Raw genomic sequence first — 20546 nt, forward strand, 5'->3', positions numbered from 1 at the left:
ACCATCGACTGAATCCGGGTTCATGGCTTCGGTCCCGATGCGCGTGAAAGCGGGGCGCTTGAAACCCCCTGCACTGCGGGTAAATGGGTTTGCCAGACAAAGTCCACGCTGGCATGGGGCCCGGTGGTGATGCTCACCAACCCCAAGGGATGATCGAGCTGGTCGGTCAGCCGTTGCTGGGCATCGGTCATCGCAGCCACATCGGCGGTCGTGCCATGCAATTCGATTTTTTCAGCATCTGACTGCAAGCGGCCCAATTGCAAACCGCTGCGCCCTGCTTCCATTTGCAACAGGTCGTGCAGCGATGCCCAAGCCTGCTGATGCTGCGCGATCTGCCTCAGCTGCACCAGCTGCGCAGCTTGCAAGCGCAGTTGAGTTTGGCCCTGCAAGGCTTCTTTGGCCTGCTGATGGCGCGTGGCCAAGCTCGTTTGCAGGAGACTTTGCGTTTGCTGCAGACGCAGCGTCTGAATGTCTTGCCATTGCAACCACCCCCAAGCCACAGCGCCACCCAACAACAAGCCCGCCAGGCTGCTCCACCAACGGTGGAACACCTTTTGTTGCCGAGCCAAAGTGGGGTAATGCAGCAAGTTCAGTGCGCGCATCACTGCCAGGCTTTCAGTGCAAGACCCGACGCGACCAAACGGGCCCCTGTCGGCGAGCTCAAAACTTGCCCGATGGCCTCTTCCATCGCCGCGTCTGAATCCATGAGCGCACTCGCCGGAATGGCGCTGCTCTGAATTCTCAGTCGAAATTGCCAATCTTGAGGGGCTTGGGTCAACAAACTGGACACGCCGCCCTGCAATGCGCGAACGCCACGCCATGCAGCTTGGGCTTCAGATTCGACGGCGGCCAAGCGCCAGCCTGCCGCACGCGTGCAGTTTTTAAACTCAAGCATGTGCGCCTGTGCGCAACCGATCCAGTGAACTCGCTGCACCAGTCCCTTGGTCAACGGCTCGGGTGCAAAGTCAAAACTCACCTCATCGGGTGCCAACTGGAGCGCCTGAGACACCTCCAGCTGCACCTCATAAGGCCAATCTTGTTCGGGCAACTGCGCCGGGAAATGAATGATGCCCTCTTGCAAATGGGCGGCAGGAAAAGCCATGTTCAAACGATGCATGAATCCGCCACGCAAACGCCCGTTTTGGCGCAAGGCATGGCTCAACCAAGCCAGATCCAGCAAACCTGAGTGGGCGGGTGCCTGCAATGACAAGGTGGTGTGGACCCTGGCCAGCTCATGGTTTTGTCGGGCCAGACCCACCAGGGCCCATGCCACTCCCTGCGGGGCCAAACCCCATGCTTGATGAACCGATCGGGAAGTCAATCGCTGCCACCACTGCGCCAATGCCTGCATGCCAAGCCTCCTGGGAAGTGGCCGGAATGGCCTTCCAAGAGAGGTTTTGTAACATGAATCAGCTTTGGTGACAATTTTTCTAAAACCAATTAATTCATTTTTATTTTCAAACTTCCTAGCGCTGTGCCCAGGATTTTTATAATGGCGAGCAGCCCGCACCTTGTTGGCTGCCCCAACAGCCCACCTATGCCCTACAAAGACACCGCCTCTCCAGAAAAGCAACCTCGCAAAGAGCAGGCCCCAGCGCCAAACGCTCTGTCATGGCTTGTCAAATTGGCTGCGTGGGCCATGGGCCTGGCGGCCGCTGGGTTGGTGTCCATCCTGATGGTGGTGGGTGTGGCCATGGTCATCGCTTACCCCAACTTGCCCGACATTTCAGACTTGGCCGATTACAAGCCGAAGCTGCCTTTGCGTGTCTTCACAGAAGACGGCCAACTGATGGGCGAGTTTGGTGAAGAGCGCCGCAACCTCACGCCCTTCAAGGACATCCCTCAGGTGATGAAAGACGCGGTCCTGTCCATCGAGGACAACCGCTTCTACCAGCACGGCGGCGTGGACTACCTGGGCATTTTGCGTGCAGGTGTGGCCAACATTGGCCGCGTGAAAAGCCAGGGCGCATCGACCATCACCATGCAGGTGGCCCGCAATGTGTACCTGTCATCCGAGAAAACTTACACCCGCAAAATTTATGAAATTTTGCTGACCTACAAGCTCGAACACATGTTGACCAAGGACCAGATCCTTGAGATCTACATGAACCAGATTTTCTTGGGCAACCGGGCCTATGGTTTTGCATCGGCGTGCGAAATTTATTTTGGCAAACCGCTCAAAGAGATCACCATCGCTGAAGCCGCCATGCTGGCGGGCTTGCCCAAAGCCCCATCGGCCTACAACCCGATCAGCAACCCCAAACGCGCCCGCTCGCGCCAGCTGTACATCATCGAACGGATGGAAGACAGCAAGTACATCTCTGCGGCCGAAGCCAAAGCGGCCAAAGCCGAGCCGCTCAAGCTGCGGTCTGCTGCGGACAAAAAAATCCTTCATGCCGAATATTTGGCCGAAACTGTGCGGCAAATGGTTTTTGCCCAATATGGTCAAGAAACCTACACACGCGGCCTGAACGTCTACACCACCGTCCAATCGGCCGAGCAAATAGCCGCTTACAGAGCGCTGCGCCAAGGCATCATGGATTTTGAACGCCGCCAAATTTACCGCGGCCCCGAAAAATTCATCGACCTGCCCGCCGACCCCAAAAAGATGGAAGACGCGATCGATGACGCGCTAGAAGACCATCCCGACAACGGTGATGTGCTGTCGGCAGTGGTGCTAGAAGCCTCTCCACGCAAAGTGGTGGTGGTTCGCCAAAACGGCGAACAGATCAGCATCACAGGCGATGGCCTCAAACCCGTGCAATCCGGGCTGTCTGACAAGACCCCACCGGCCAAACAGGTGCGCAAAGGCGCTTTGATCCGCGTCACTCAAACCACCAAAGGTGCATGGGAAATCACCCAACTGCCCGAAGTCGAAGGTGCTTTGGTGGCACTCACGCCGCGGAGCGGCGCCATCCGCGCCTTGGTCGGGGGCTTTGATTTTGGCAAAAACAAATTCAACCACGTCACTCAGGCCTGGCGTCAACCGGGCTCCAGCTTCAAACCCTTTATTTACTCCGCGGCACTGGAAAAAGGCTTCACCCCAGCCACCGTGGTCAACGATGCGCCCTTGTTTTTCGACAGTGGCGTGACAGGCGGGCAGCCTTGGGAGCCCAAGAACTACGACGGCAAATTTGATGGCCCGATGAGCCTGCGCACCGGTTTGGCGAAATCGAAAAACATGGTCTCGATTCGGGTATTGCAAGCGGTCGGCGCACGCCCTGCCCAAGAATGGATCACCCGTTTTGGTTTCGACGAAGACAAGCACCCGGCTTATTTGACGATGGCGCTGGGCGCGGGTTCGGTCACACCGATGCAAATGGCCACGGGCTACTCGGTGTTCGCCAACGGCGGCCATCGGGTTCAGCCGCACCTGATTACACGCATCACCGATTTCAAAGACCGGGTGCTGGTAGACAGCCCTGCCGCCGTGCAAATGGATGAAGCATCCTCGGCCATTCCCGCACGCAATGCATTTGTCATGACCAGTTTGTTGCAAGAAGTGACACGCTCAGGCACTGCCGCTCGCGCTCAGGCCACACTCAAACGCCCTGATATTTATGGCAAAACCGGCACGACCAACGACGCGATGGACGCGTGGTTTGCGGGCTACCAACCCAATCTGGCCGCGGTGGTGTGGATCGGGTACGACACCCCGCGCAAGCTGGGTGACCGCGAAACGGGTGGCGGCTTGAGCTTGCCTGTCTGGATCAATTTCATGGAAACGGCTTTGCGCAATATCCCGGTTTCAGAGCCCGCCGTTCCCGAGGGTCTGGTGAACGTCGGTGGCGACTGGATGTACGAGGAATACGCCAAAGGCGGAGCGATCAGCACATTGGGCACCGGTGGAGATGGCTCGAGCCAAAGTCGCAATGCCACACCACCTGCCGAAGAACGCAACCGGATTCTGGATTTATTCAGAAACTGAAGGCTGGCAACGCCCAACCGGATGCACGAGGCCAGCGCCTTGTGCATGGCCCCCTGCTCAGGGCTTGAAGAACAGGCTTTGACCGGCTTGTTCTGACGCGTAACGCGACAGGCTTTCCCAAAACTCACCCTGACCCTTGGTGTCCATCCAATGGGCACCGTCAAACTTGTAATGGAAACCACCGCAACGGGCTGCCAACCACACCTCGTGCAGGGGCTTTTGAAGGTTGATCACGATCTGGCTGCGGTTAGGAAAGGTGAGAGTGACCATGCCCCCGGTGCGCTGGTTGTCGATATCGGCGTCGGTGTCGTCGTTCAGGCGATCGCTGCTGATCTCCACGCCCGCGAGCAGACGTTCAGCTTGGTCCAGAAATTCAAGGTCGGTCATTACAATCGCTGCATGTTGAAGGTATTGAAGATTCTAGTCATGGCGCATGCCCTTGCAGGTGGTGCGGCGATGTTGACCGCTTGCGGTCAAAAAGGGGCCTTGGTTTTGCCCAGCACCCCGGAGTCTGCCGGTCGCGCGCCCCTGCATCAAACCTTGAAGCTCTGGCCTGCGACAGCGCCCTCCAGCGCCCCGACCACAAGCCCCGTTACCGCCCCCGAAGCAACCACTGCCGCACCCCAATGAACGCCATTGTCACCCCCACAAACTTGCCCGGCCAACCCCACATCGCCTACCTGGGCGATCAACTCATGGTGGAAGGCGTTCGCCTGTCCGATCTGGCCCGCGAACATGGCACGCCGCTTTTTGTCTATTCGAAAGCGGCCATGCTGTCGGCGCTGACCGCCTACCAGCGCGGCTTTGCCGGACGCCAAGCCCAAATTTGCTACGCCATGAAAGCCAACTCCACCTTGGCCGTGTTGCAAGTCTTTGCGCAAGCCGGTTGCGGTTTTGACACCGTCTCGGGCGGCGAACTGGCCCGCGTGCTGGCCGCTGGTGCAGACCCGGCGAAAGTCATTTTTTCGGGCGTCGGCAAAACCCGCCATGAGATGAAGCAGGCCCTGCAAGTGGGCATCGGTTGCTTCAACGTCGAAAGCGAAGCCGAACTCGACGTGCTCAACGATGTGGCGCTCCAACTGGGCAAGCAAGCCCCGGTCAGCTTGCGCGTGAACCCCAATGTAGATGCCAAGACCCATCCCTACATTTCGACGGGTCTCAAAGGCAACAAATTCGGCATTGCGCACGAAGATGCCCTGCGCGCCTACCGCCATGCGGCCCACTTACCGGGCCTGAAAGTCGTGGGCATCGACTGCCACATCGGCTCACAAATCACCGAAACCACGCCTTACCTGGATGCCATGGACCGCGTGCTGGACTTGGTGGGCGAGATCGAAGCGGCAGGCATCCCGATCGCGCACATCGACTTTGGTGGTGGTCTGGGCATCAACTACAACGGCGACACTCCGCCTGAGGCCGATGCGCTGTGGGCACAGCTGCTGGCCAAGCTGGACGCCCGCGGCTACGGCCAGCGCCCCATCATGATCGAGCCAGGCCGCTCGCTGGTGGGCAACGCTGGCGTGTGCCTGACGGAAGTGCTGTACCTCAAACCCGGCGAGCAAAAAAACTTTTGCATCGTGGACGCTGCGATGAACGACTTGCCCCGCCCGGCGATGTACCAAGCCTTTCACCAGATCGTGCCGGTCACACCCCGCGCGGGCTCTGCCAACGCCGATGGCACGCTGTACGACATCGTGGGGCCGGTGTGCGAGAGTGGCGACTGGCTCGGCCGCGACCGTCAACTGCTGGTACAAGCCGGTGATACCTTGGCCGTGTTGTCGGCGGGTGCTTATTGCATGAGCATGGCCAGCAACTACAACACGCGCGGTCGCGCGGCTGAGATTTTGGTGGACGGCACGCAGGCCCACTTGATCCGTCAGCGCGAATCAGCGTTCGACACCTTTGCGCTGGAACAACTGGTTTGATCTGTGAGTGCCAGGGGGCGATGCCCCTGGCCCATCACCCCGGCTGAGCGGCCTGACGCCAGCGACGCCAGACGCGCCAAGCCAACAGCAAGGCCAGCACTGCGGCATACACCAGCACTTCGGCAAAATTGTTTTTGCCCGCTCGCATCCACCAAAAATGCAGCACCGCCAACAGGGCCACTGCATACACACTGCGGTGCAGCGCTCGCCAACGCAGCCCACCCAGCCAGCGAATGGCCCGATTGAATGAGGTCAAGGCCATGGCCGTCAGCAGCAACCAAGCGGCAAAGCCCACCAAAATGAAGGTGCGCTTGGGGATGTCGGCCAAGATGTCGGCCAAGTCCAGCCCCATGTCAAACCAGGCATAGCAAGCCAAGTGCAGCACCGCATATAAATAAGTGAGCAAGCCCAGCATTCGGCGAAAGCGCAGCCACTCTGGCCAGCCTGACATCACCCGCAAGGGCGTCACCGCCAGCACCACGCACAAACTGCGCAAAGTCCAATCGCCCGTCGCCCGGGTCAAATATTCGGTCGGATTGGCCCCTAACTGGTCTTGCAGCGTCAAAACGACCAAGCAGAAGAACGGCAGCAAGCCGATGAGCAACAGCGCCCACCAAGCGGCCGGATGGCGGAGGGCCGCTCTCATGCCTGCAACGCTTGCGCCCGAATAGGCATCAAAAAAACTTCTTCAAGTCCATGCCCGCGTAAAGCTGCCCCACTTGCGCTTCATAACCGTTGAACATCAGCGTTTTGCGTTTTTTGGCCAACAAACCATCTTCGCCAATGCGGCGCTCGGTGGCCTGGCTCCAGCGCGGGTGGTCCACGTTCGGGTTCACATTGGAATAAAAACCATATTCTTGCGGTGCGGCCTTTTCCCACGACGACACGGGCTGCTTGTCGGTGAAGCGGATTTTGACCAGGCTTTTGCCGCTCTTGAAGCCGTATTTCCAAGGCACCACCAAACGCAGCGGAGCTCCGTTTTGCTTGGGCATGACTTCGCCATACATGCCAAAAGCCAGCAAGGTCAAGGGATGCATGGCTTCGTCCATGCGCAGGGCTTCGACATAAGGCCAATCCAGCGCGCCACCGCGCACACCGGGCATGGTCTTGGGGTCAGACTGCGTGATGAACTCCACAAATTGAGCCCCCGGCTGGGGCTCCACCTTACGGATCAATTCGGCCAGCGAATAGCCAATCCAAGGGATCACCATCGACCAGCCTTCTACACAGCGCAGACGGTAAATGCGCTCTTCCATGGCGCTGAGCTTCATCAAGTCTTCCAAGCCATAGCGGCCCGGCTTTTTGACCAAGCCCTCGATCGCCACCGTCCATGGCTGGGTGACTAAGGTATGGGCACGCTTGGCGGGGTCGGATTTATCGGTGCCAAATTCGTAGAAGTTGTTGTAACTGGTGGCGTCTTTGTAGGCCGTGAGCTTGTCCATGGTCAGGGCACCGGGCACCGCCGAGGGCTTTGAAGCGAGAGCGGCCAACTGCCCTGCATGGGGCGTTTGTGCATGCGCCTCGCGTGCGCCCCAGGCTGTCAAAGCCAAGCCCGCAGAGCCTGCGGCCAGGTTGCGGATGAGGTCGCGCCGAGTCTGGTAGTTCGATTCGGAGGTGATTTCGCTCGCAATGGGGTGCCGAAAACCTGAATTGTCTGTCTGAATGATCATGGACGGTCCTATTAAAGGCTAGAGACAGCGTCGTATTCTGGACTTTTTCAGAAACCCTCGCCAAAGCAGCGTCTGCCGGGCAAGCCCACTGCTGGCAAGCGGTGATCACAAGGGACTAAGGCATAGCTCTGCCTACAAAAGGCACAGGCCAAAGCAAGCTCTGAGCGTGACAAGATCAGAGCGTGCCGTAGCTGTGCAAGCCGCTCAAGAACATGTTGACACCCAAAAACGCAAAGGTGGTGACGGCCAAGCCCATCAAGGCCCACCAAGCGGCCACCGTGCCGCGCAGGCCCTTCATCAGGCGCATGTGCAACCAGGCTGCGTAGTTGAGCCAGACGATCAAGGCCCAAGTTTCTTTCGGGTCCCAGCTCCAGTAACCGCCCCAGGCCTCGGCCGCCCACAGGGCACCCAGCACGGTGGCGATGGTGAAAAAGGCGAAGCCCACGGCGATGGATTTGTACATCACATCGTCCAAAATTTCAAAAGACGGCAAGCGCTCGGCAATGCGGCGACGGCCGAACAAAATACTGGCCACGATCAGGGCCGAAATGCCGAAATAGACCATCCAGTAGCCACTGCCGCCTTCGGTAGGAGACTTGCGGAACACCACCGGCTCAAAGCACAAGACAATCCCCAGCAACCACAGGGGCGCGAGCTTGTACCAACGGGTCTCGCCGGCGGTTTGCTTGATCAGGTAGGCAAAGGCCACCATCGCCGCCAGTGCAAAGGTGCCATAGCCAATGAAGTTCGCAGGCACATGCAGCTTCATCCACCAACTTTTGAGGGCGGGCACCAAGGGCTGGATGGCGTGTGCCTCTCGCACCAAGGTGTACCACAGCAAAAAGCCAACCGCTGCGCTGACCACCAGCATCACAAATGCGCCCAAAGCGCGGGTGCGGTAATGGTTTTCGTAATACAGGTAAAAGCCAGCCGTCATCCAGCAAAACATGACAAACACTTCGTACAGATTGCTGACCGGAATGTGGCCCACATCGGCACCGATCAAGTAGCTCTCGTACCAGCGCACCATGGTGCCGATCAAAGCCAATGCCACGGCCACCCAGGCCATGCGGCTACCCAAGGTTTCAAGGGTGTCGCCTTGACCGCGAATGAACATGCCCGCCCAATAAAACACGGTGCTGATGAAAAACACCATGCTCATCCACAAAATGGCAGATTGGCTGGACAGGAAATACTTCAGCCAGAACACCTGCTCGGCACGCGCCAAATCGCCCTGATAGGCGTTGATGGCGAACAAGGACAAGCCCGCCACCACCAGCATCAGCGTGCGCATAGGGCGCCAAAACCAGGCCAAGGCAACAGCCGCCGGCACACTGGCCACCAAGATGCCTTGCTCGTAAACGTCCATCGCCTGGCTGTAACGGCTGAAGGCAAACAGCATGCCCAGCAGCGCCAGCACGGCAAAGCCCCAGTCAAGGGTACTGCGGCGAGAGAAGTAACCGGGGTTCAAAGTCACAGTAGTCGTCATTGGTTTTTCTCGGGACGTCCCAGCAAACGGGCACTCAGTTGGTCAAATTCACGGTCCATGTCCATGGTTTTGCGATTGGACGACAGGGCCAAGGTGGCTTGCGAGCCACCCGCTTGGGGGGCCAGCCACACCCACAGGCGGCGCTCACGCACGTAGAGCATCGCAAAAACACCCAGGATCAGAAAAAAGCAGCCCAAATAGACCACATTTTTGCCTGGGGCTCTGGCCACCTGAAACACGCTGGCCTGGACCTGCTTGAAGTCTTTCAACAAGAACGTCATGGGCGCGGGGTAAAACGGCGCGTCGCTCAGCGCCAGCACCGACTGCGACATGAAGCCTTGCACCTTGTCAGCGGGCAACGGTTTGGCGGCCGCCTGCTCACGCGCCACAGCATCCAGCTCCAGCAGGGTGCCGTTCAGGATGCGCACAAACATCTCGCCTGCTCGGGCGCGTTCAGCCTCGGGTACGTTGACTTCCAGAAAATCGGCCAACGCTTGCAAGCCTGCCACTTTTTTGCCCTGCACCGACTCAAGCCCAGCAAACAAGCCCAAAGCGCGGGCGGCCGAACCGGCCAACTGCTGCGTCAATTCTGGCCGCTGCGGGTCGACCGCCTTGCGGGCATACCGTTGCACCGCACGCTCGCGCAAGCTGGCATCGGCCAAGGCCGAACGCAAGCGGAGGAATCCGTCCAGATTGCCGTCTTCATCGGCTGGCGGGCGCAAGTAGCGATAAGGCTCACTTGGTTTCTCACGCATGCCCAGCAAAAACACCGGCACGCCGTCGCCCGCGTCCACCGGCAGCATGTAGTTGTTGTATTCACGGGCCTGGCCTGCAGCGTCGCGCAGCTTGTAGCTCACGCTCGGGCCCACGTTGCGCAGTTCTTTCGTTTGGGTGGTTTTGTGGCCCGATCCCATGCGCTGGTCAATGGCGCTGCGCAAATCGACTTTGCGCACGTCCACGCCCTGCCCTTGTGCGCCGTTGCCCGACATGTTTTCCACGTTGATGACGCGCAGGCCGGTGAACTCGAGGCTCATTTTCTCGGGCCCATTGCTCAGCTCGGTGCTGCCACCGATCGTGCCGTTGACTTCAAAAGCCCGTGTGGCTGCAGCCATGGGCACGGCCTGCAGCTTGACGCTAGAGCCACCGTCGTCAAAGCTCGACTGGTAAATTTCGATGCCTTTGTAGCTGGCAGGGTGGTTGACTTCGACGCGGGCGTCTTTTTTCTCGCCCGTGGCTTTGTCGTGGATCACGATGTCGCTGGCAAACAGCTTGGGCATGCCAGTCGAGTAATACTCGACGATGAATTTCTTGAGTTCGATCGTAAAGGGCAGGTCTTGCAACAAGATGCCGCTGGATTGGCTCAAGATGGCAGTGCTCGAAGCCGTGTCTTCGGCCACCATCAGATTGCCTCGGAAAGCCGGGTTGCGCTCAGACAAGCGGTGCTGCGCGGGCACATCGGCGATCAAGCCGCCACCGCTGTAAACCGCTTTGCCGCCAAACCACATCTGGGCACGCACCATCAAATCGCCATCGAGCAAACCGCCCACGCACACCAACACAATGGCCGAGTGCGCCGCGATGTAACCGAGTTTGTTGGCCGCGCCCGCCTTGGCCGCCAGCATCCAGCCGGTGCCTTGCGGGGTCTCGCGCGATTGCAATTTCACCTTCCAGCCGCCGGTGGCCAGCAACTCCCCCAAGCGGTGAGCAGCCGCTTCGGGCGCGTCGTGCAGACTGCCCTCAGCCTTGTGATGAAAAGCCTTCAGGCTTTGCTCACGGATGTTTTCTTTGTACGTCTTGAGATCGGCCAGGATCTTGGGCGTGTTGCGCGCAATGCACAAGCTGGTGCTGAGCACCAAGAACGCCAAAATCAGCAAAAACCACCATGCGCTGTACACCGCATTCAGTTTCAGGGTGGCAAAAAATTCGGCCCAAAAAGGCCCGAACTGGTTGACGTAATTGGTGGCAGGTTCGTTTTGTTTGAGCACCGTGCCAATGACCGACGCAATGCAAATGATGGTCAGCAGCGAAATCGCGAACCGCATCGACGACAGGAGCTCCAGCACAGCTTGCCAGCGGGGCGAGTCACGTTCAGATTCAGGGCTGGAGGCTACAGACGTCATGGTGAAAAGGTGTCCACAGACAAACAAAAGCGGACCAAGGGCCCGCCACAAACAAAAAAGGCCGGAAATCCGACCTTGATTGTCACGTCACAGCCGGGGGCCTGATTGTGGCTCAGGCAGCTGATCACGGGCTGAAGACCCCATTGACTCAGGGGAATGCCTTGGGTAGTGGCGCGGGGTGGCAGCTCAACGCAAACCGGCGATGTAATCGGACACGGCCTTGATTTCACGGTCGTTCAGCTTGGCTGCGACCTGAGTCATCTGGACGCTGTTCTTGCGAATACCGTCACGGAATTGCACCAACTGGGCTGCGGTGTAGTCGGCGTGCTGGCCAGACATGCGGGGGTACTGGGCAGGCATGCCAGCGCCGTTAGGCGAGTGGCAGCTGGCGCAAGCGGCGATCTGGCGGTCTGGAATGCCACCACGGTAAATGCGCTCACCCAAGGCCACGGTGTCTTTTTCTTTGGCAAAACCGGGCTTGGCTTGCTTGGATGCGAGCCAGTAAGCGATGTTGCGCATGTCGTCGTCGCTCAAGCCAGCCACCATGCCGCTCATCACAGCGTTGGCGCGTTTGCCTGACTTGAATTCATGCAACTGCTTGATCAGATATTCGGGGTGTTGCTGCGACAGCTTGGGGTTGACCGGCGTGGTCGAATTGCCGTCAGCGGCGTGGCAAGCCACGCACATCGCAAATGCGGCTTCGCCCTTGGCCAAATCAGGCTTGGCAGCAGCCGGGGCCGCTGCGGGATTGGCCAAAGCAGAACCTGCCACAACGGCGGACAGGGTGACGGACATCAGGAAAGAGGCAAGAGACTTCATGGGCGTCGTCCAATAGTTGGAAGAATGGGGGCGCAAAACCCAAGGATTCTACAATGAGGTCTGCGTCAGTTTCCTGACGACCCAAGGTCCCCCTGATTTATGAGCTCCAGCCCCCGCGTTTCCACCCCCTCGCCCCAAGCCGCGCCCGCCACCCCACCGGCGGTCACGCCCATGGGCTGGATGCACACCGCCCGCTTTCTGACCACCGCCGCGCAGCTGCACCATTTGCCCGAGATGGACACCCCTGAAATCGCCTTTGTGGGTCGATCTAATGCGGGCAAGTCCACTTGCATCAACACCTTGACGCAGAAAAAACAGCTGGCTTTTGCGTCCAAAAAACCCGGCCGCACCCAGCACATCAATCTGTTTGCACTGGGCAAACAGGGCATCACTGACACGGTGTTGGCCGACTTGCCCGGCTACGGCTACGCCGCCGTGGCCAAAATGGACAAGCTGCGCTGGCAGCAGGTCATGGCCAACTATTTGGTCAGCCGCGAAAACCTGACCGGCATCGTCATGATGTGCGACCCGCGCCATGGCCTGACTGAGCTGGACGACATCCTGCTCGAAGTCATCCGCCCCCGGGTCGAAGAAGGCCTGAAGTTTTTGATCATCTTGACCAAAGCCGACAAGCTGACCCGCGCCGAACAGGCCAAGGCCTTGTCGATTGCGCGACTGCAAGCGGGCGGCGGCGAGGTGAAACTCTTCTCGGCCCTGAAAAAACAAGGCGTCGACGAGGTGGCCAAGTTGCTGTGGGACTGGACTCACCCCTCCGCGGGCACAGCGCCTTCGCCTTCGCCGACCGAGCCGCCCGAAGCAGAACCCGAAGCCCTGGACGAGTGAACTCCAGCTGCTGAGCTCACTGGATCACCGCCGCACAAGGAGTGATGCCGCGTGTTCCCGATGCACCCAGACATTCAAACCTGGCAGCAAGAACTGCCCCACGGCATCACCTTGAGCTGCCGTGCTTGCGGTGAAAAAGGCCGGCCAGTGCTGATGTTCCTGCACGGCTTTCCCGAAGCGGCTTGGGTTTGGGACACTTTGCTAATCCACTTTGCAAAACCCGCAAACGGCGGCTACCGCTGCGTGGCGCCCAATCTGCGCGGCTACGAACGCTCCAGCACCCCCGAAGATGTCAAGGCCTATCGGGCCAAGTATCTGGTGCAGGATATCGTGGCATTGATCGAGGCGGAGTCTGGCCAAACCCCACTGGCCGCGTTAGTGGCCCACGACTGGGGTGGCGCTGTGGCCTGGAGCCTGGCCAACCAGCACCCCGAGCAATTGGACCAACTGGTCATCATCAACTCGCCCCATCCCGGTCCTTTGCTCAAGGCCCTGCAAAGCCATCCGGCACAACAAGCGGCCAGCGCGTACATGAATTTTCTGGTCCAAGCCGATGCCGCAACTCAGTTGGCCACTAACGACTTTGAAGGCTTGTTTGCTTTTTTGACCGGCCAACACGCCACGGCTGCATCGGCCGCAGACGGCCTTCGCGCACCGACAGATCCGGATTGGCTCACGCCCGAAGTGAAAGCCCAATACCGCCAAGTCTGGCAGCATGGTTTGCAAGGCGGCCTCAATTACTACCGCGCTTCGCCCTTGCGGCCAGCCACCGCACAAGATCCGGCGGCTTCGGCTGTGCAGATTCCGCCTGAGGCGCTGCAGATTGACGTGCCCACGCTGGTGCTGTGGGCGCAAGACGATGTGGCATTGCTGCCCTGCCTGACCGAGGGACTTGACTCGCACATCCCCGACTTGAAGTTGGTGCCCATCGCGCAGGCCACGCACTGGGTGGTGCACGAACAAGTGGCGCGGGTGCGCTCAGAAATAGCGGCCTTTCTGAAGCCACAGCCCGAGTGAAACGTGGCGCTCAATAAAAGCCTGGATCGCCCTCGGGCCGCGTCTTGAAGCGCTTGTGCACCCAGTAATACTGCTCGGGCATGGTGCGCACCCAGTCGGCCAACAGCGCGTTCATGCGGGTGGTGTCTTGCACCAGATCGGCCGTGGGAAAGTTGTCCAGTGGCGCATGCACTTCGATGTCGTAGCCCGCTGGCGTCATGCGCGTGACCACCGGCACCACACGGGCTCCGGCCACCTTGGACAAGCGCGACAGCGAGGGCACTGTGGCTGCTTTTTCAACGCCCATGAAAGGCACAAAAATCGACTCAGTGCGCCCAAAATCCATGTCGGGCGACAGGTGCAAAGGCTCGCCTTTTTTGATGCCCGCCAAAATTTGGCGCATGCCCTGATGCCGAAAATAGGGTCGTACATTGCCTGACCGCTCACGCCCCTGGCGCACCCAAGCCTCGACCGCCGGACGCGACTGCCCCACAAAAATGAAAGCCACCGGCCCGGGCACATCCAGCGATACCGCCAGGCCGCCCGCATCCAGTCCGACAAAATGCGGGGCAAACATGACCAAGGGGCCTGGCGCTTGCAAAGCGGGCAAGTCGCCCACCCAGCGCAGGCGTTGCCGCACCAAGGCCTCGGGCGCGTGCCAAAGCCAGGCACGGTCCATCACCGACTGTCCAAACAAAATAAAGTGCCGAAAGGCCAAAGCCTCGCGTTCGGCGGCAGACAACTCAGGCAGGCACTTTTGCAAATTGACCAGCACAATCCGGCGGCGCTTGCCAGCCACATGCCAGAGCAACCACCCCAGCCCATAACCAGCAGCCCTGACCCAAGACAAAGGCAGGCGCGCAAAAAGGCGCAAAAAAGCGATCAGCAAATTCACCATGTGATTTCCGCTCAGGCCTGGGGCCGGGGATTCTTGTAACGGGCATAGCCCCAGATGTACTGAGAAGGGCATTGCAAGATCATGGCCTCCATGGCCTGATTGATCTGCACCACCGCAGTGTCCAGATCGTCTGACAGGGCGTGACCCAAGGCCTGGGTGTGCAAACGGTAGCCGCGCCCCCATGGCAAGCGCTCACCCCAGATCAACACCACCCGGGCACCGGTTTGCAAAGCCAGCCGGGTGGCCAGTGTCATGGTGTATGCCGACTGGCCAAAAAACGGGGCCCACTGCCCCATGCCCTCAGGCGGCACCTGGTCAGGCAGCAAACCCACCGCACGCCCCGAACGCAGCGCCTTGATCATGCTCCGAACGCCCGCCAAAGTAGTGGGCACCGCTTCCAGCCCAGTGCGCTGGCGAGCCAAAGTCATGACTTCGCCCAAACCGGCATGGCGGGCGGGACGGTACAGCACAGTCAAAGGGCCATGTTGCGCAGAAAACCGCAAGGCCAAGGCCTGGGCCGTGATCTCGAAGCAACCCATGTGCGGGGTCAAGAACAACACGCCTTGGCCGCTGGCATACGCCTCCACTGCGGCGCGGTCTTCGGCCCAAACCACAGGCGGCGTGCTGCCCAGCCACAAACGCGGCAGTTCTGCCGACATGCGTCCGGCTTGCCCCACGGCTTGCCAAACAGCGCCCCAGCCCAGACCGGCACGGCGCGCATTGTCCAAAAACCGACGTCTGTAATGCCCCGAAAAACACCAAGCCAGCCAGCCCCCCACGCTGCCAAGAGCGTGCAGGGCCCACAAGGGCCATCGGGAAAAGAAACGGAACCAACTGAGCATGGGGGGTGATTTTGCCCTGAACTGACAACGGCATCGACAAACCGGACAAGGCAGAGGGCGGCTACCTGTTTTTGTTCATTCCGCTACTGGTTCATGCCCCACCGCAGCAGCAAAGCGCGCCATAACATTCAAAGGTCCCAAAAACTTCAAACCTCGCTTTGTACGCCTCACTTGAAGAATTCAACATGAAAAACACCCACATCAATCAAGCCTATTTCAGCACCAGCCAAGCAGCCAAAGTGCTGGGCCTGTCGGTGGGCACCGTCCAGCGCATGGTGGAAAACGGCATCTTCAAAGCCTTTATCACTCAAGGGGGACACCGCCGAATTTTGTCCTCGTCTCTCAGTCAGTATTGCAAGCAGCATGGCTGCCAGACGTCAACAACCGAGGCCGTCAGCCCTTTAATTTGCGTTTTGCACGACAGCCAACACCAACCCGTTGCTTTGAGCAAATTGGGCCAATGGGAGCAGGTCAAGGTCATCACCCACCCTTTGGATCTGTTGGGCATTCACCAGACTGTGGGGGCTTTTTTCATCGATGCCCGGATTCCGTGGTTGCACACTTCGCCGCTTGATTTACAAGAAAAACTGATGCACACCGCCCACATCGTGGTCTACAACAGCAGAGAACTGCCGCCCAGCAGCCCTTTGCACTTGTCCCCAAAAATCAGCCTGTTTGAGGGCGACATCAGCAGCGACCTCGTTTTTGGCTACCTTTTGGGCACGGCGCACGCCCACGACGCAGATTCGGATGAGCCCAACACCCTCCGTGAAAACACCCCAATGGCGGCTTAGCACTTGAAATAAGTCCAAATGCCCTTATCATTAGCACTCGATGGAGTTGAGTGCTAACAAACACCCTTCTCCTCAGATTTCAGCAGCACCCTTTTCAGGTGCTTTTGTTTTTCAACCCTTGTTTCAAATCCAGGAGATTCCATGAAACTGCGTCCTTTGGGCGATCGCGTGATCGTCAAGCGTATCGAAAGCGAAACCAAAACAGCCTCGGGCATCGTGATCCCCGATTCGGCTGCTGAAAAGCCAGACCAAGGTGAAGTCTTGGCCGTCGGCCCTGGCAAAACCAACGACAAAGGCGATCTGAAAGCCTTGACCGTGAAAGTCGGCGACCGCGTATTGTTCGGCAAATACAGCGGCCAGACCGTCAAAGTCGACGGCGACGAACTGTTGGTCATGAAAGAAGAAGACCTGTTCGCGGTAGTTGAATAACTTGCGGGACAGTCCGAACGACGCGCGAAGCGCCCGTTCGCCCTGTCCTCAACCGATTAAATAATTTCAAGCATTAGGAGCTATCAAAATGGCAGCAAAAGACGTAATTTTCGGCGGCGAAGCCCGCGCACGCATGGTTGAAGGCGTGAACATTTTGGCCAACGCGGTCAAAGTGACTCTGGGCCCTAAGGGCCGTAACGTGGTTCTGGAGCGTTCTTTCGGCGCCCCTACCGTGACCAAAGACGGTGTGTCCGTGGCCAAGGAAATCGAACTCAAAGACAAGCTGCAAAACATGGGCGCGCAGATGGTCAAGGAAGTCGCCTCCAAGACGTCTGACAACGCTGGTGACGGCACAACGACTGCGACCGTGTTGGCTCAAGCCATCGTGCGCGAAGGCATGAAGTACGTGGCTGCAGGCATGAACCCCATGGACCTGAAGCGCGGCATCGACAAAGCGGTTGCTGCTTTGATCGAAGAGTTGAAGAAAGCCACCAAGGCCACCACAACGACCAAAGAAATCGCCCAAGTCGGCTCGATCTCTGCCAACAGCGACCACAGCATCGGTGACATCATCGCCAAAGCCATGGACAAAGTGGGCAAAGAAGGCGTGATCACTGTCGAAGACGGCAAGTCTTTGGACAACGAACTCGACATCGTTGAAGGCATGCAGTTCGACCGCGGCTACCTGTCGCCTTACTTCATCAACAACCCCGAAAAGCAAGCTGCTTTGCTGGACAACCCCTTCGTGCTGTTGTTCGACAAGAAGATCAGCAACATCCGCGATCTGCTGCCAACACTGGAAGCCGTTGCCAAAGCTGGCCGTCCTTTGTTGATCATTGCTGAAGAAGTCGAAGGCGAAGCCTTGGCGACTTTGGTGGTCAACACCATCCGCGGCATCTTGAAGGTCGTGGCTGTCAAGGCCCCTGGCTTTGGTGACCGTCGCAAAGCCATGTTGGAAGACATCGCCATCTTGACCGGCGGCAAAGTGATCGCTGAAGAAGTGGGCTTGACCCTCGAAAAAGTGACTTTGGCCGATCTGGGCCAAGCCAAGCGCATCGAAGTGGGCAAAGAAAACACCATCATCATCGACGGCGCTGGTGCAGCTATTGACATCGAAGCTCGCGTCAAACAAGTGCGCGTGCAAATCGAAGAAGCCACTTCTGACTACGACCGCGAAAAGCTGCAAGAGCGCGTGGCCAAGTTGGCTGGCGGTGTGGCCGTGATCAAGGTTGGCGCTGCCACCGAAGTCGAAATGAAAGAAAAGAAAGCCCGCGTTGAAGACGCCCTGCACGCTACCCGCGCTGCTGTGGAAGAAGGCATCGTGGCTGGCGGCGGCGTGGCATTGCTGCGTGCACGTCAAACCGCTGGCGTCATCAAAGGCGACAACGCTGACCAAGAAGCTGGTATCAAACTGGTGTTGAAAGCCATCGAAGCGCCTCTGCGCGAGATCGTGTACAACGCTGGCGGCGAGCCATCGGTGGTGGTGAACGCGGTGTTGGCCGGCAAAGGCAACTACGGCTTCAACGCCGCCAACGACACCTACGGCGACATGATCGAAATGGGCATTCTGGATCCCACCAAAGTGACACGCACTGCTTTGCAAAACGCAGCGTCTGTGGCCTCTTTGATGTTGACCACCGAGTGCATGATTTCCGAAGCGCCAAAAGAAGAGTCCGGCGCTGGCGGCATGCCTGACATGGGCGGCATGGGTGGTATGGGCGGCATGGGCATGTAAATGCCCGGCTGTCCGGACTGAGGGTTTGCGCCCTCACCCGGCCAAAACAAAGCCCCGCAAGGTGAACGCCTTGCGGGGCTTTTTTTATGCCGACGGGCTGAGTCCGTCATAAACGCCACTGATTCCTGCTTCAAAAGTCGCGTCCCAAAGTCAGTCGAACCGCTTCCAGCCCTTGATTAGGCTCTTTGTAGCCACCATTGCTGATGTGCATCAGGCCAATGCCCAACTTCGTCTTGGCGTTGAGGCGGTACATCACATCAAAAGTGGTTCGGAAGTTAAAACGCCCACTCAGTGAACGAACCCGGTCATCGCCTTTGATGACCGAATAAGAGGGGTAAATGAACAGCGTCATGTCAAAGCCTTTGACGTCGATGGTTTTACCAATGCCCGGACCAAACATGTCAGTGCCTTGTGCATTCAGCATGGCAGACGCGCCATATCGCAGGCCATAAAAGCGGGTCGGCTTGGACTGGTAAGACACATCGATGGCGCTTTTGTCTTTCGTCAGGGAAAGGTCCCATTCTTTGTTGTGTACATCGGTCATGTAAGAAACGCTCACGGTTTCTTTGTTGACTGAGGTGGGTTCTGGCACAGCGGCAAACCACGCTGATCCCAAGATAACGCCAATGGCTGCAGCACTGTTCAGCACATCCATCTCCTCTGTTGGTGTTTTCAATATTGATTATCGAAAACAGCCTCAACAGAACAGTTATCAAAGCCACTGAACTCAGGCCAACCTGAAAATCAGCGTACCTTGGTGCCAAACGTCAAAGGGCCGTTGCCTCGATCTGCACCACCCAGTAAGCGCCGTTTTCCTGCACCGCCTGAAAGCGCACCTTCTGGCCGACTTGCAAGACCTCGAGTTGGGCAGGCGTTTTCACCTGAAACACCATGCTCATGGGCGGCATGTCCAGATTCGGGATCTCACCGTGCTTGAGCGCCACCTTGCCAGCCGCCTTGTCCACGCGCCGCACTTCGGCCATGACCCAGGGCAAGGTCACTGCCGAATCGCTTACGCGCTGCACGCCCCCGCGCTGCGCCATGCGGCCTTGGCCCGGGTAGCGTTGAAAACTTTGGGTGCTGCCGTCTTTTTGCACCAGCAACACGTCGTAAGCGTCTTTGCGGCCTTTGTATTCGGGGCCATCCATGCCCGGGCTGCCAATGGGCATGCCCGGAACCGCCAAGCCCAAAGCGACAGGCCGCTCTTTGAGCAGGCGGTGGATGTCGGTGGCGGGCACATGGCCCTCGATGACGTAGCCGCCCACGGTGGCGGTGTGGCACGAGCCCAGTTTCTCGGGCATGCCCAGTCGCTTGCGGGCAGCGGTGTTGCCCACGTCGCGCACCTCCACTTTGAAACCACTGGCCTGCAGGTGCTCTACCCACAAGTGGCAACAGCCGCAGTTGGGGTCTTTCCAGACCTGCACCGTGTTGGCCTGCGCCAGCGCGGTGCGCTGAAAACCGGTGATGGTCAACAAGGCGGCGGCTGCCAGCCATTGGCGTCTTGAAAGGATGGTGAATTGCGAATTTGTCATTGCTTTACACCTTATTTGACGGTGATACGGCCGACCATGCCGGCTTCAAAATGGCCTGGAATCAGGCAGGCAAATTCAAAGCTGCCTGCGCGGTTGAAGGTCCAGACGATGGCCCCTTTCTGACCTGCGTTCACATGCGCCATATAGGGTTCGTCGTGTTCCATACCCGGGTGCTTTTTCATCATCTCTGCATGCGCTTTCAGCTCTGACGGCGTGCCGATCACGATCTCGTGCAGCGTCTTGCCCGCGTTCACTGCCACCAATCGCACGGTCTCGCCCAGCTTGATCTGGATCTCTTTGGGCGCGAAACGCATGTCGTCGGTCATGCGGATCTCAATGGTGCGTGTTGCTTTTTTCGGATCACCTGCGATGCCCCAGTCTTTTTGCTCGGCAGGTGCGGCTTCCTGGGCTTTGGCATGGTGGCCTTGATGGGCAGCAGGCGAATGCGCGTGGGCTGCGGGCATGGTCAGCAGGCCAGCGCTCAACAACAAAAAGGTCAGTGATTTGTTCATGGCGATTTCTGAAG

Annotated in this window: 21 protein-coding genes; 8 read left to right on the forward strand and 13 right to left on the reverse strand. The window is 58.6% G+C overall.

The genetic code is table 11. The features are described 5' to 3' along the window. Positions 1-20: 20 nt before the first annotated feature. Positions 21-602, reverse strand: a complete 582-nt coding sequence (locus tag BN3544_RS06945) for a hypothetical protein (RefSeq protein ID WP_019429808.1) — start codon at positions 600-602, stop codon at positions 21-23. After that, positions 602-1351 carry a hypothetical protein gene (locus tag BN3544_RS06950; RefSeq protein WP_019429809.1) on the reverse strand — a complete coding sequence of 250 codons (750 nt, stop codon included), beginning with the start codon at positions 1349-1351 and terminating at the stop codon, positions 602-604. Before BN3544_RS06950 ends, BN3544_RS06945 begins: the two co-directional genes overlap by 1 nt. Positions 1352-1537: 186 nt before the next feature. Between BN3544_RS06950 and BN3544_RS06955 the strand changes: the two genes are divergently transcribed. Continuing rightward, positions 1538-3928 (forward strand): penicillin-binding protein 1A, encoded by a 2391-nt coding sequence (locus tag BN3544_RS06955; protein ID WP_050999095.1) that lies wholly within the window; start codon positions 1538-1540, stop codon positions 3926-3928. Between the two features lie 57 nt (positions 3929-3985). Here the strand turns inward: BN3544_RS06955 and cyaY are convergent, their stop codons facing one another. Then, positions 3986-4315 carry an iron donor protein CyaY gene (cyaY, locus tag BN3544_RS06960; RefSeq protein WP_019429811.1) on the reverse strand — a complete coding sequence of 110 codons (330 nt, stop codon included), beginning with the start codon at positions 4313-4315 and terminating at the stop codon, positions 3986-3988. A gap of 39 nt (positions 4316-4354) precedes the next feature. Between cyaY and BN3544_RS14420 the strand changes: the two genes are divergently transcribed. Beyond that, positions 4355-4558 (forward strand): LPS translocon maturation chaperone LptM, encoded by a 204-nt coding sequence (locus BN3544_RS14420; protein ID WP_019429812.1) that lies wholly within the window; start codon positions 4355-4357, stop codon positions 4556-4558. Then, positions 4555-5853: a diaminopimelate decarboxylase gene (gene lysA, locus BN3544_RS06970; protein ID WP_019429813.1), complete on the forward strand. Its 1299-nt coding sequence runs from the start codon at positions 4555-4557 to the stop codon at positions 5851-5853. The genes BN3544_RS14420 and lysA overlap by 4 nt, the downstream gene beginning before the upstream one ends. Before the next feature lie 34 nt (positions 5854-5887). Here the strand turns inward: lysA and BN3544_RS06975 are convergent, their stop codons facing one another. The 5 genes from BN3544_RS06975 to BN3544_RS06995 all read right to left on the reverse strand — a co-directional run bounded on the left by BN3544_RS06975 (position 5888) and on the right by BN3544_RS06995 (position 11951). Then, positions 5888-6499 (reverse strand): protein-methionine-sulfoxide reductase heme-binding subunit MsrQ, encoded by a 612-nt coding sequence (locus tag BN3544_RS06975; protein ID WP_019429814.1) that lies wholly within the window; start codon positions 6497-6499, stop codon positions 5888-5890. Positions 6500-6527: 28 nt separating this feature from the next. Continuing rightward, positions 6528-7523, reverse strand: a complete 996-nt coding sequence (gene msrP, locus BN3544_RS06980; RefSeq protein ID WP_019429815.1) for a protein-methionine-sulfoxide reductase catalytic subunit MsrP — start codon at positions 7521-7523, stop codon at positions 6528-6530. A 175-nt stretch (positions 7524-7698) separates the two neighbouring features. After that, positions 7699-9012 (reverse strand): c-type cytochrome biogenesis protein CcsB, encoded by a 1314-nt coding sequence (ccsB, locus tag BN3544_RS06985; protein WP_019429816.1) that lies wholly within the window; start codon positions 9010-9012, stop codon positions 7699-7701. After that, complete coding sequence (locus tag BN3544_RS06990; RefSeq protein ID WP_019429817.1) at positions 9009-11132, reverse strand: cytochrome c biogenesis protein ResB; 2124 nt, start codon at positions 11130-11132, stop codon at positions 9009-9011. The genes ccsB and BN3544_RS06990 overlap by 4 nt, the downstream gene beginning before the upstream one ends. A gap of 186 nt (positions 11133-11318) precedes the next feature. Further along, positions 11319-11951: a c-type cytochrome gene (locus BN3544_RS06995; protein ID WP_019429818.1), complete on the reverse strand. Its 633-nt coding sequence runs from the start codon at positions 11949-11951 to the stop codon at positions 11319-11321. 171 nt (positions 11952-12122) lie between these two features. On the opposite strand from BN3544_RS06995, the gene yihA reads away from it, so the two are divergent. Beyond that, a complete protein-coding gene (yihA, locus tag BN3544_RS07000; protein WP_155820458.1) occupies positions 12123-12794 on the forward strand; it encodes a ribosome biogenesis GTP-binding protein YihA/YsxC in 672 nt (223 codons plus the stop codon). Between the two features lie 60 nt (positions 12795-12854). After that, the gene (locus BN3544_RS07005; protein WP_019429820.1) at positions 12855-13811 is read left to right on the forward strand and encodes an alpha/beta fold hydrolase; all 957 of its coding nucleotides are present in this window, start codon (positions 12855-12857) and stop codon (positions 13809-13811) included. A gap of 10 nt (positions 13812-13821) precedes the next feature. On the opposite strand, the gene BN3544_RS07010 is transcribed toward BN3544_RS07005, so the two are convergent. Together BN3544_RS07010 and BN3544_RS07015 are read right to left on the reverse strand one after the other, a co-directional pair. Beyond that, positions 13822-14688: an LpxL/LpxP family acyltransferase gene (locus BN3544_RS07010; RefSeq protein WP_019429821.1), complete on the reverse strand. Its 867-nt coding sequence runs from the start codon at positions 14686-14688 to the stop codon at positions 13822-13824. Between the two features lie 11 nt (positions 14689-14699). Continuing rightward, positions 14700-15530 carry a lysophospholipid acyltransferase family protein gene (locus BN3544_RS07015; protein ID WP_019429822.1) on the reverse strand — a complete coding sequence of 277 codons (831 nt, stop codon included), beginning with the start codon at positions 15528-15530 and terminating at the stop codon, positions 14700-14702. A gap of 185 nt (positions 15531-15715) precedes the next feature. Between BN3544_RS07015 and BN3544_RS07020 the strand changes: the two genes are divergently transcribed. The 3 genes from BN3544_RS07020 (at position 15716) to groL (ending at position 18488) form a co-directional block, all read left to right on the forward strand. Next, positions 15716-16324, forward strand: a complete 609-nt coding sequence (locus BN3544_RS07020; protein WP_155820440.1) for a helix-turn-helix domain-containing protein — start codon at positions 15716-15718, stop codon at positions 16322-16324. A gap of 141 nt (positions 16325-16465) precedes the next feature. Further along, positions 16466-16753: a co-chaperone GroES gene (gene groES / locus BN3544_RS07025; protein WP_019429824.1), complete on the forward strand. Its 288-nt coding sequence runs from the start codon at positions 16466-16468 to the stop codon at positions 16751-16753. 88 nt (positions 16754-16841) lie between these two features. Further along, on the forward strand, positions 16842-18488 hold the full coding sequence (groL, locus tag BN3544_RS07030; RefSeq protein ID WP_019429825.1) for a chaperonin GroEL: 1647 nt from the start codon (positions 16842-16844) through the stop codon (positions 18486-18488). 130 nt (positions 18489-18618) lie between these two features. On the opposite strand, the gene BN3544_RS07035 is transcribed toward groL, so the two are convergent. From BN3544_RS07035 to BN3544_RS07045, 3 genes are all read right to left on the reverse strand, one after another. After that, complete coding sequence (locus tag BN3544_RS07035) at positions 18619-19164, reverse strand: acyloxyacyl hydrolase (protein WP_156417351.1); 546 nt, start codon at positions 19162-19164, stop codon at positions 18619-18621. 91 nt (positions 19165-19255) lie between these two features. Then, on the reverse strand, positions 19256-20020 hold the full coding sequence (locus tag BN3544_RS14545) for a DUF411 domain-containing protein (protein ID WP_019429827.1): 765 nt from the start codon (positions 20018-20020) through the stop codon (positions 19256-19258). 11 nt (positions 20021-20031) lie between these two features. Then, positions 20032-20532 carry a cupredoxin domain-containing protein gene (locus tag BN3544_RS07045; RefSeq protein ID WP_019429828.1) on the reverse strand — a complete coding sequence of 167 codons (501 nt, stop codon included), beginning with the start codon at positions 20530-20532 and terminating at the stop codon, positions 20032-20034. Positions 20533-20546 lie beyond the last annotated feature (14 nt).

Source organism: Limnohabitans sp. Rim47, from assembly GCF_001517545.1.
GTDB lineage: Bacteria > Pseudomonadota > Gammaproteobacteria > Burkholderiales > Burkholderiaceae_C > Limnohabitans_A.

Bases quoted from the DNA above. Each gene is read 5' to 3' on its own strand.
- BN3544_RS06945 (WP_019429808.1), bottom strand. From the start codon at position 602: ATGCGCGCACTGAACTTGCTGCATTACCCCACTTTGGCTCGGCAACAA.
- BN3544_RS07005 (WP_019429820.1), top strand. From the start codon at position 12,855: ATGCACCCAGACATTCAAACCTGGCAGCAAGAACTGCCCCACGGCATC.
- ccsB (WP_019429816.1), bottom strand. From the start codon at position 9,012: ATGACGACTACTGTGACTTTGAACCCCGGTTACTTCTCTCGCCGCAGT.
- groL (WP_019429825.1), top strand. From the start codon at position 16,842: ATGGCAGCAAAAGACGTAATTTTCGGCGGCGAAGCCCGCGCACGCATG.
- BN3544_RS06955 (WP_050999095.1), top strand. From the start codon at position 1,538: ATGCCCTACAAAGACACCGCCTCTCCAGAAAAGCAACCTCGCAAAGAG.
- msrP (WP_019429815.1), bottom strand. From the start codon at position 7,523: ATGATCATTCAGACAGACAATTCAGGTTTTCGGCACCCCATTGCGAGC.
- groES (WP_019429824.1), top strand. From the start codon at position 16,466: ATGAAACTGCGTCCTTTGGGCGATCGCGTGATCGTCAAGCGTATCGAA.
- BN3544_RS06990 (WP_019429817.1), bottom strand. From the start codon at position 11,132: ATGACGTCTGTAGCCTCCAGCCCTGAATCTGAACGTGACTCGCCCCGC.
- BN3544_RS14545 (WP_019429827.1), bottom strand. From the start codon at position 20,020: ATGACAAATTCGCAATTCACCATCCTTTCAAGACGCCAATGGCTGGCA.
- lysA (WP_019429813.1), top strand. From the start codon at position 4,555: ATGAACGCCATTGTCACCCCCACAAACTTGCCCGGCCAACCCCACATC.
- BN3544_RS06975 (WP_019429814.1), bottom strand. From the start codon at position 6,499: ATGAGAGCGGCCCTCCGCCATCCGGCCGCTTGGTGGGCGCTGTTGCTC.
- cyaY (WP_019429811.1), bottom strand. From the start codon at position 4,315: ATGACCGACCTTGAATTTCTGGACCAAGCTGAACGTCTGCTCGCGGGC.
- yihA (WP_155820458.1), top strand. From the start codon at position 12,123: ATGGGCTGGATGCACACCGCCCGCTTTCTGACCACCGCCGCGCAGCTG.
- BN3544_RS07020 (WP_155820440.1), top strand. From the start codon at position 15,716: ATGAAAAACACCCACATCAATCAAGCCTATTTCAGCACCAGCCAAGCA.
- BN3544_RS06995 (WP_019429818.1), bottom strand. From the start codon at position 11,951: ATGAAGTCTCTTGCCTCTTTCCTGATGTCCGTCACCCTGTCCGCCGTT.
- BN3544_RS07045 (WP_019429828.1), bottom strand. From the start codon at position 20,532: ATGAACAAATCACTGACCTTTTTGTTGTTGAGCGCTGGCCTGCTGACC.
- BN3544_RS06950 (WP_019429809.1), bottom strand. From the start codon at position 1,351: ATGCAGGCATTGGCGCAGTGGTGGCAGCGATTGACTTCCCGATCGGTT.
- BN3544_RS07015 (WP_019429822.1), bottom strand. From the start codon at position 15,530: ATGCTCAGTTGGTTCCGTTTCTTTTCCCGATGGCCCTTGTGGGCCCTG.
- BN3544_RS07010 (WP_019429821.1), bottom strand. From the start codon at position 14,688: ATGGTGAATTTGCTGATCGCTTTTTTGCGCCTTTTTGCGCGCCTGCCT.
- BN3544_RS14420 (WP_019429812.1), top strand. From the start codon at position 4,355: ATGGCGCATGCCCTTGCAGGTGGTGCGGCGATGTTGACCGCTTGCGGT.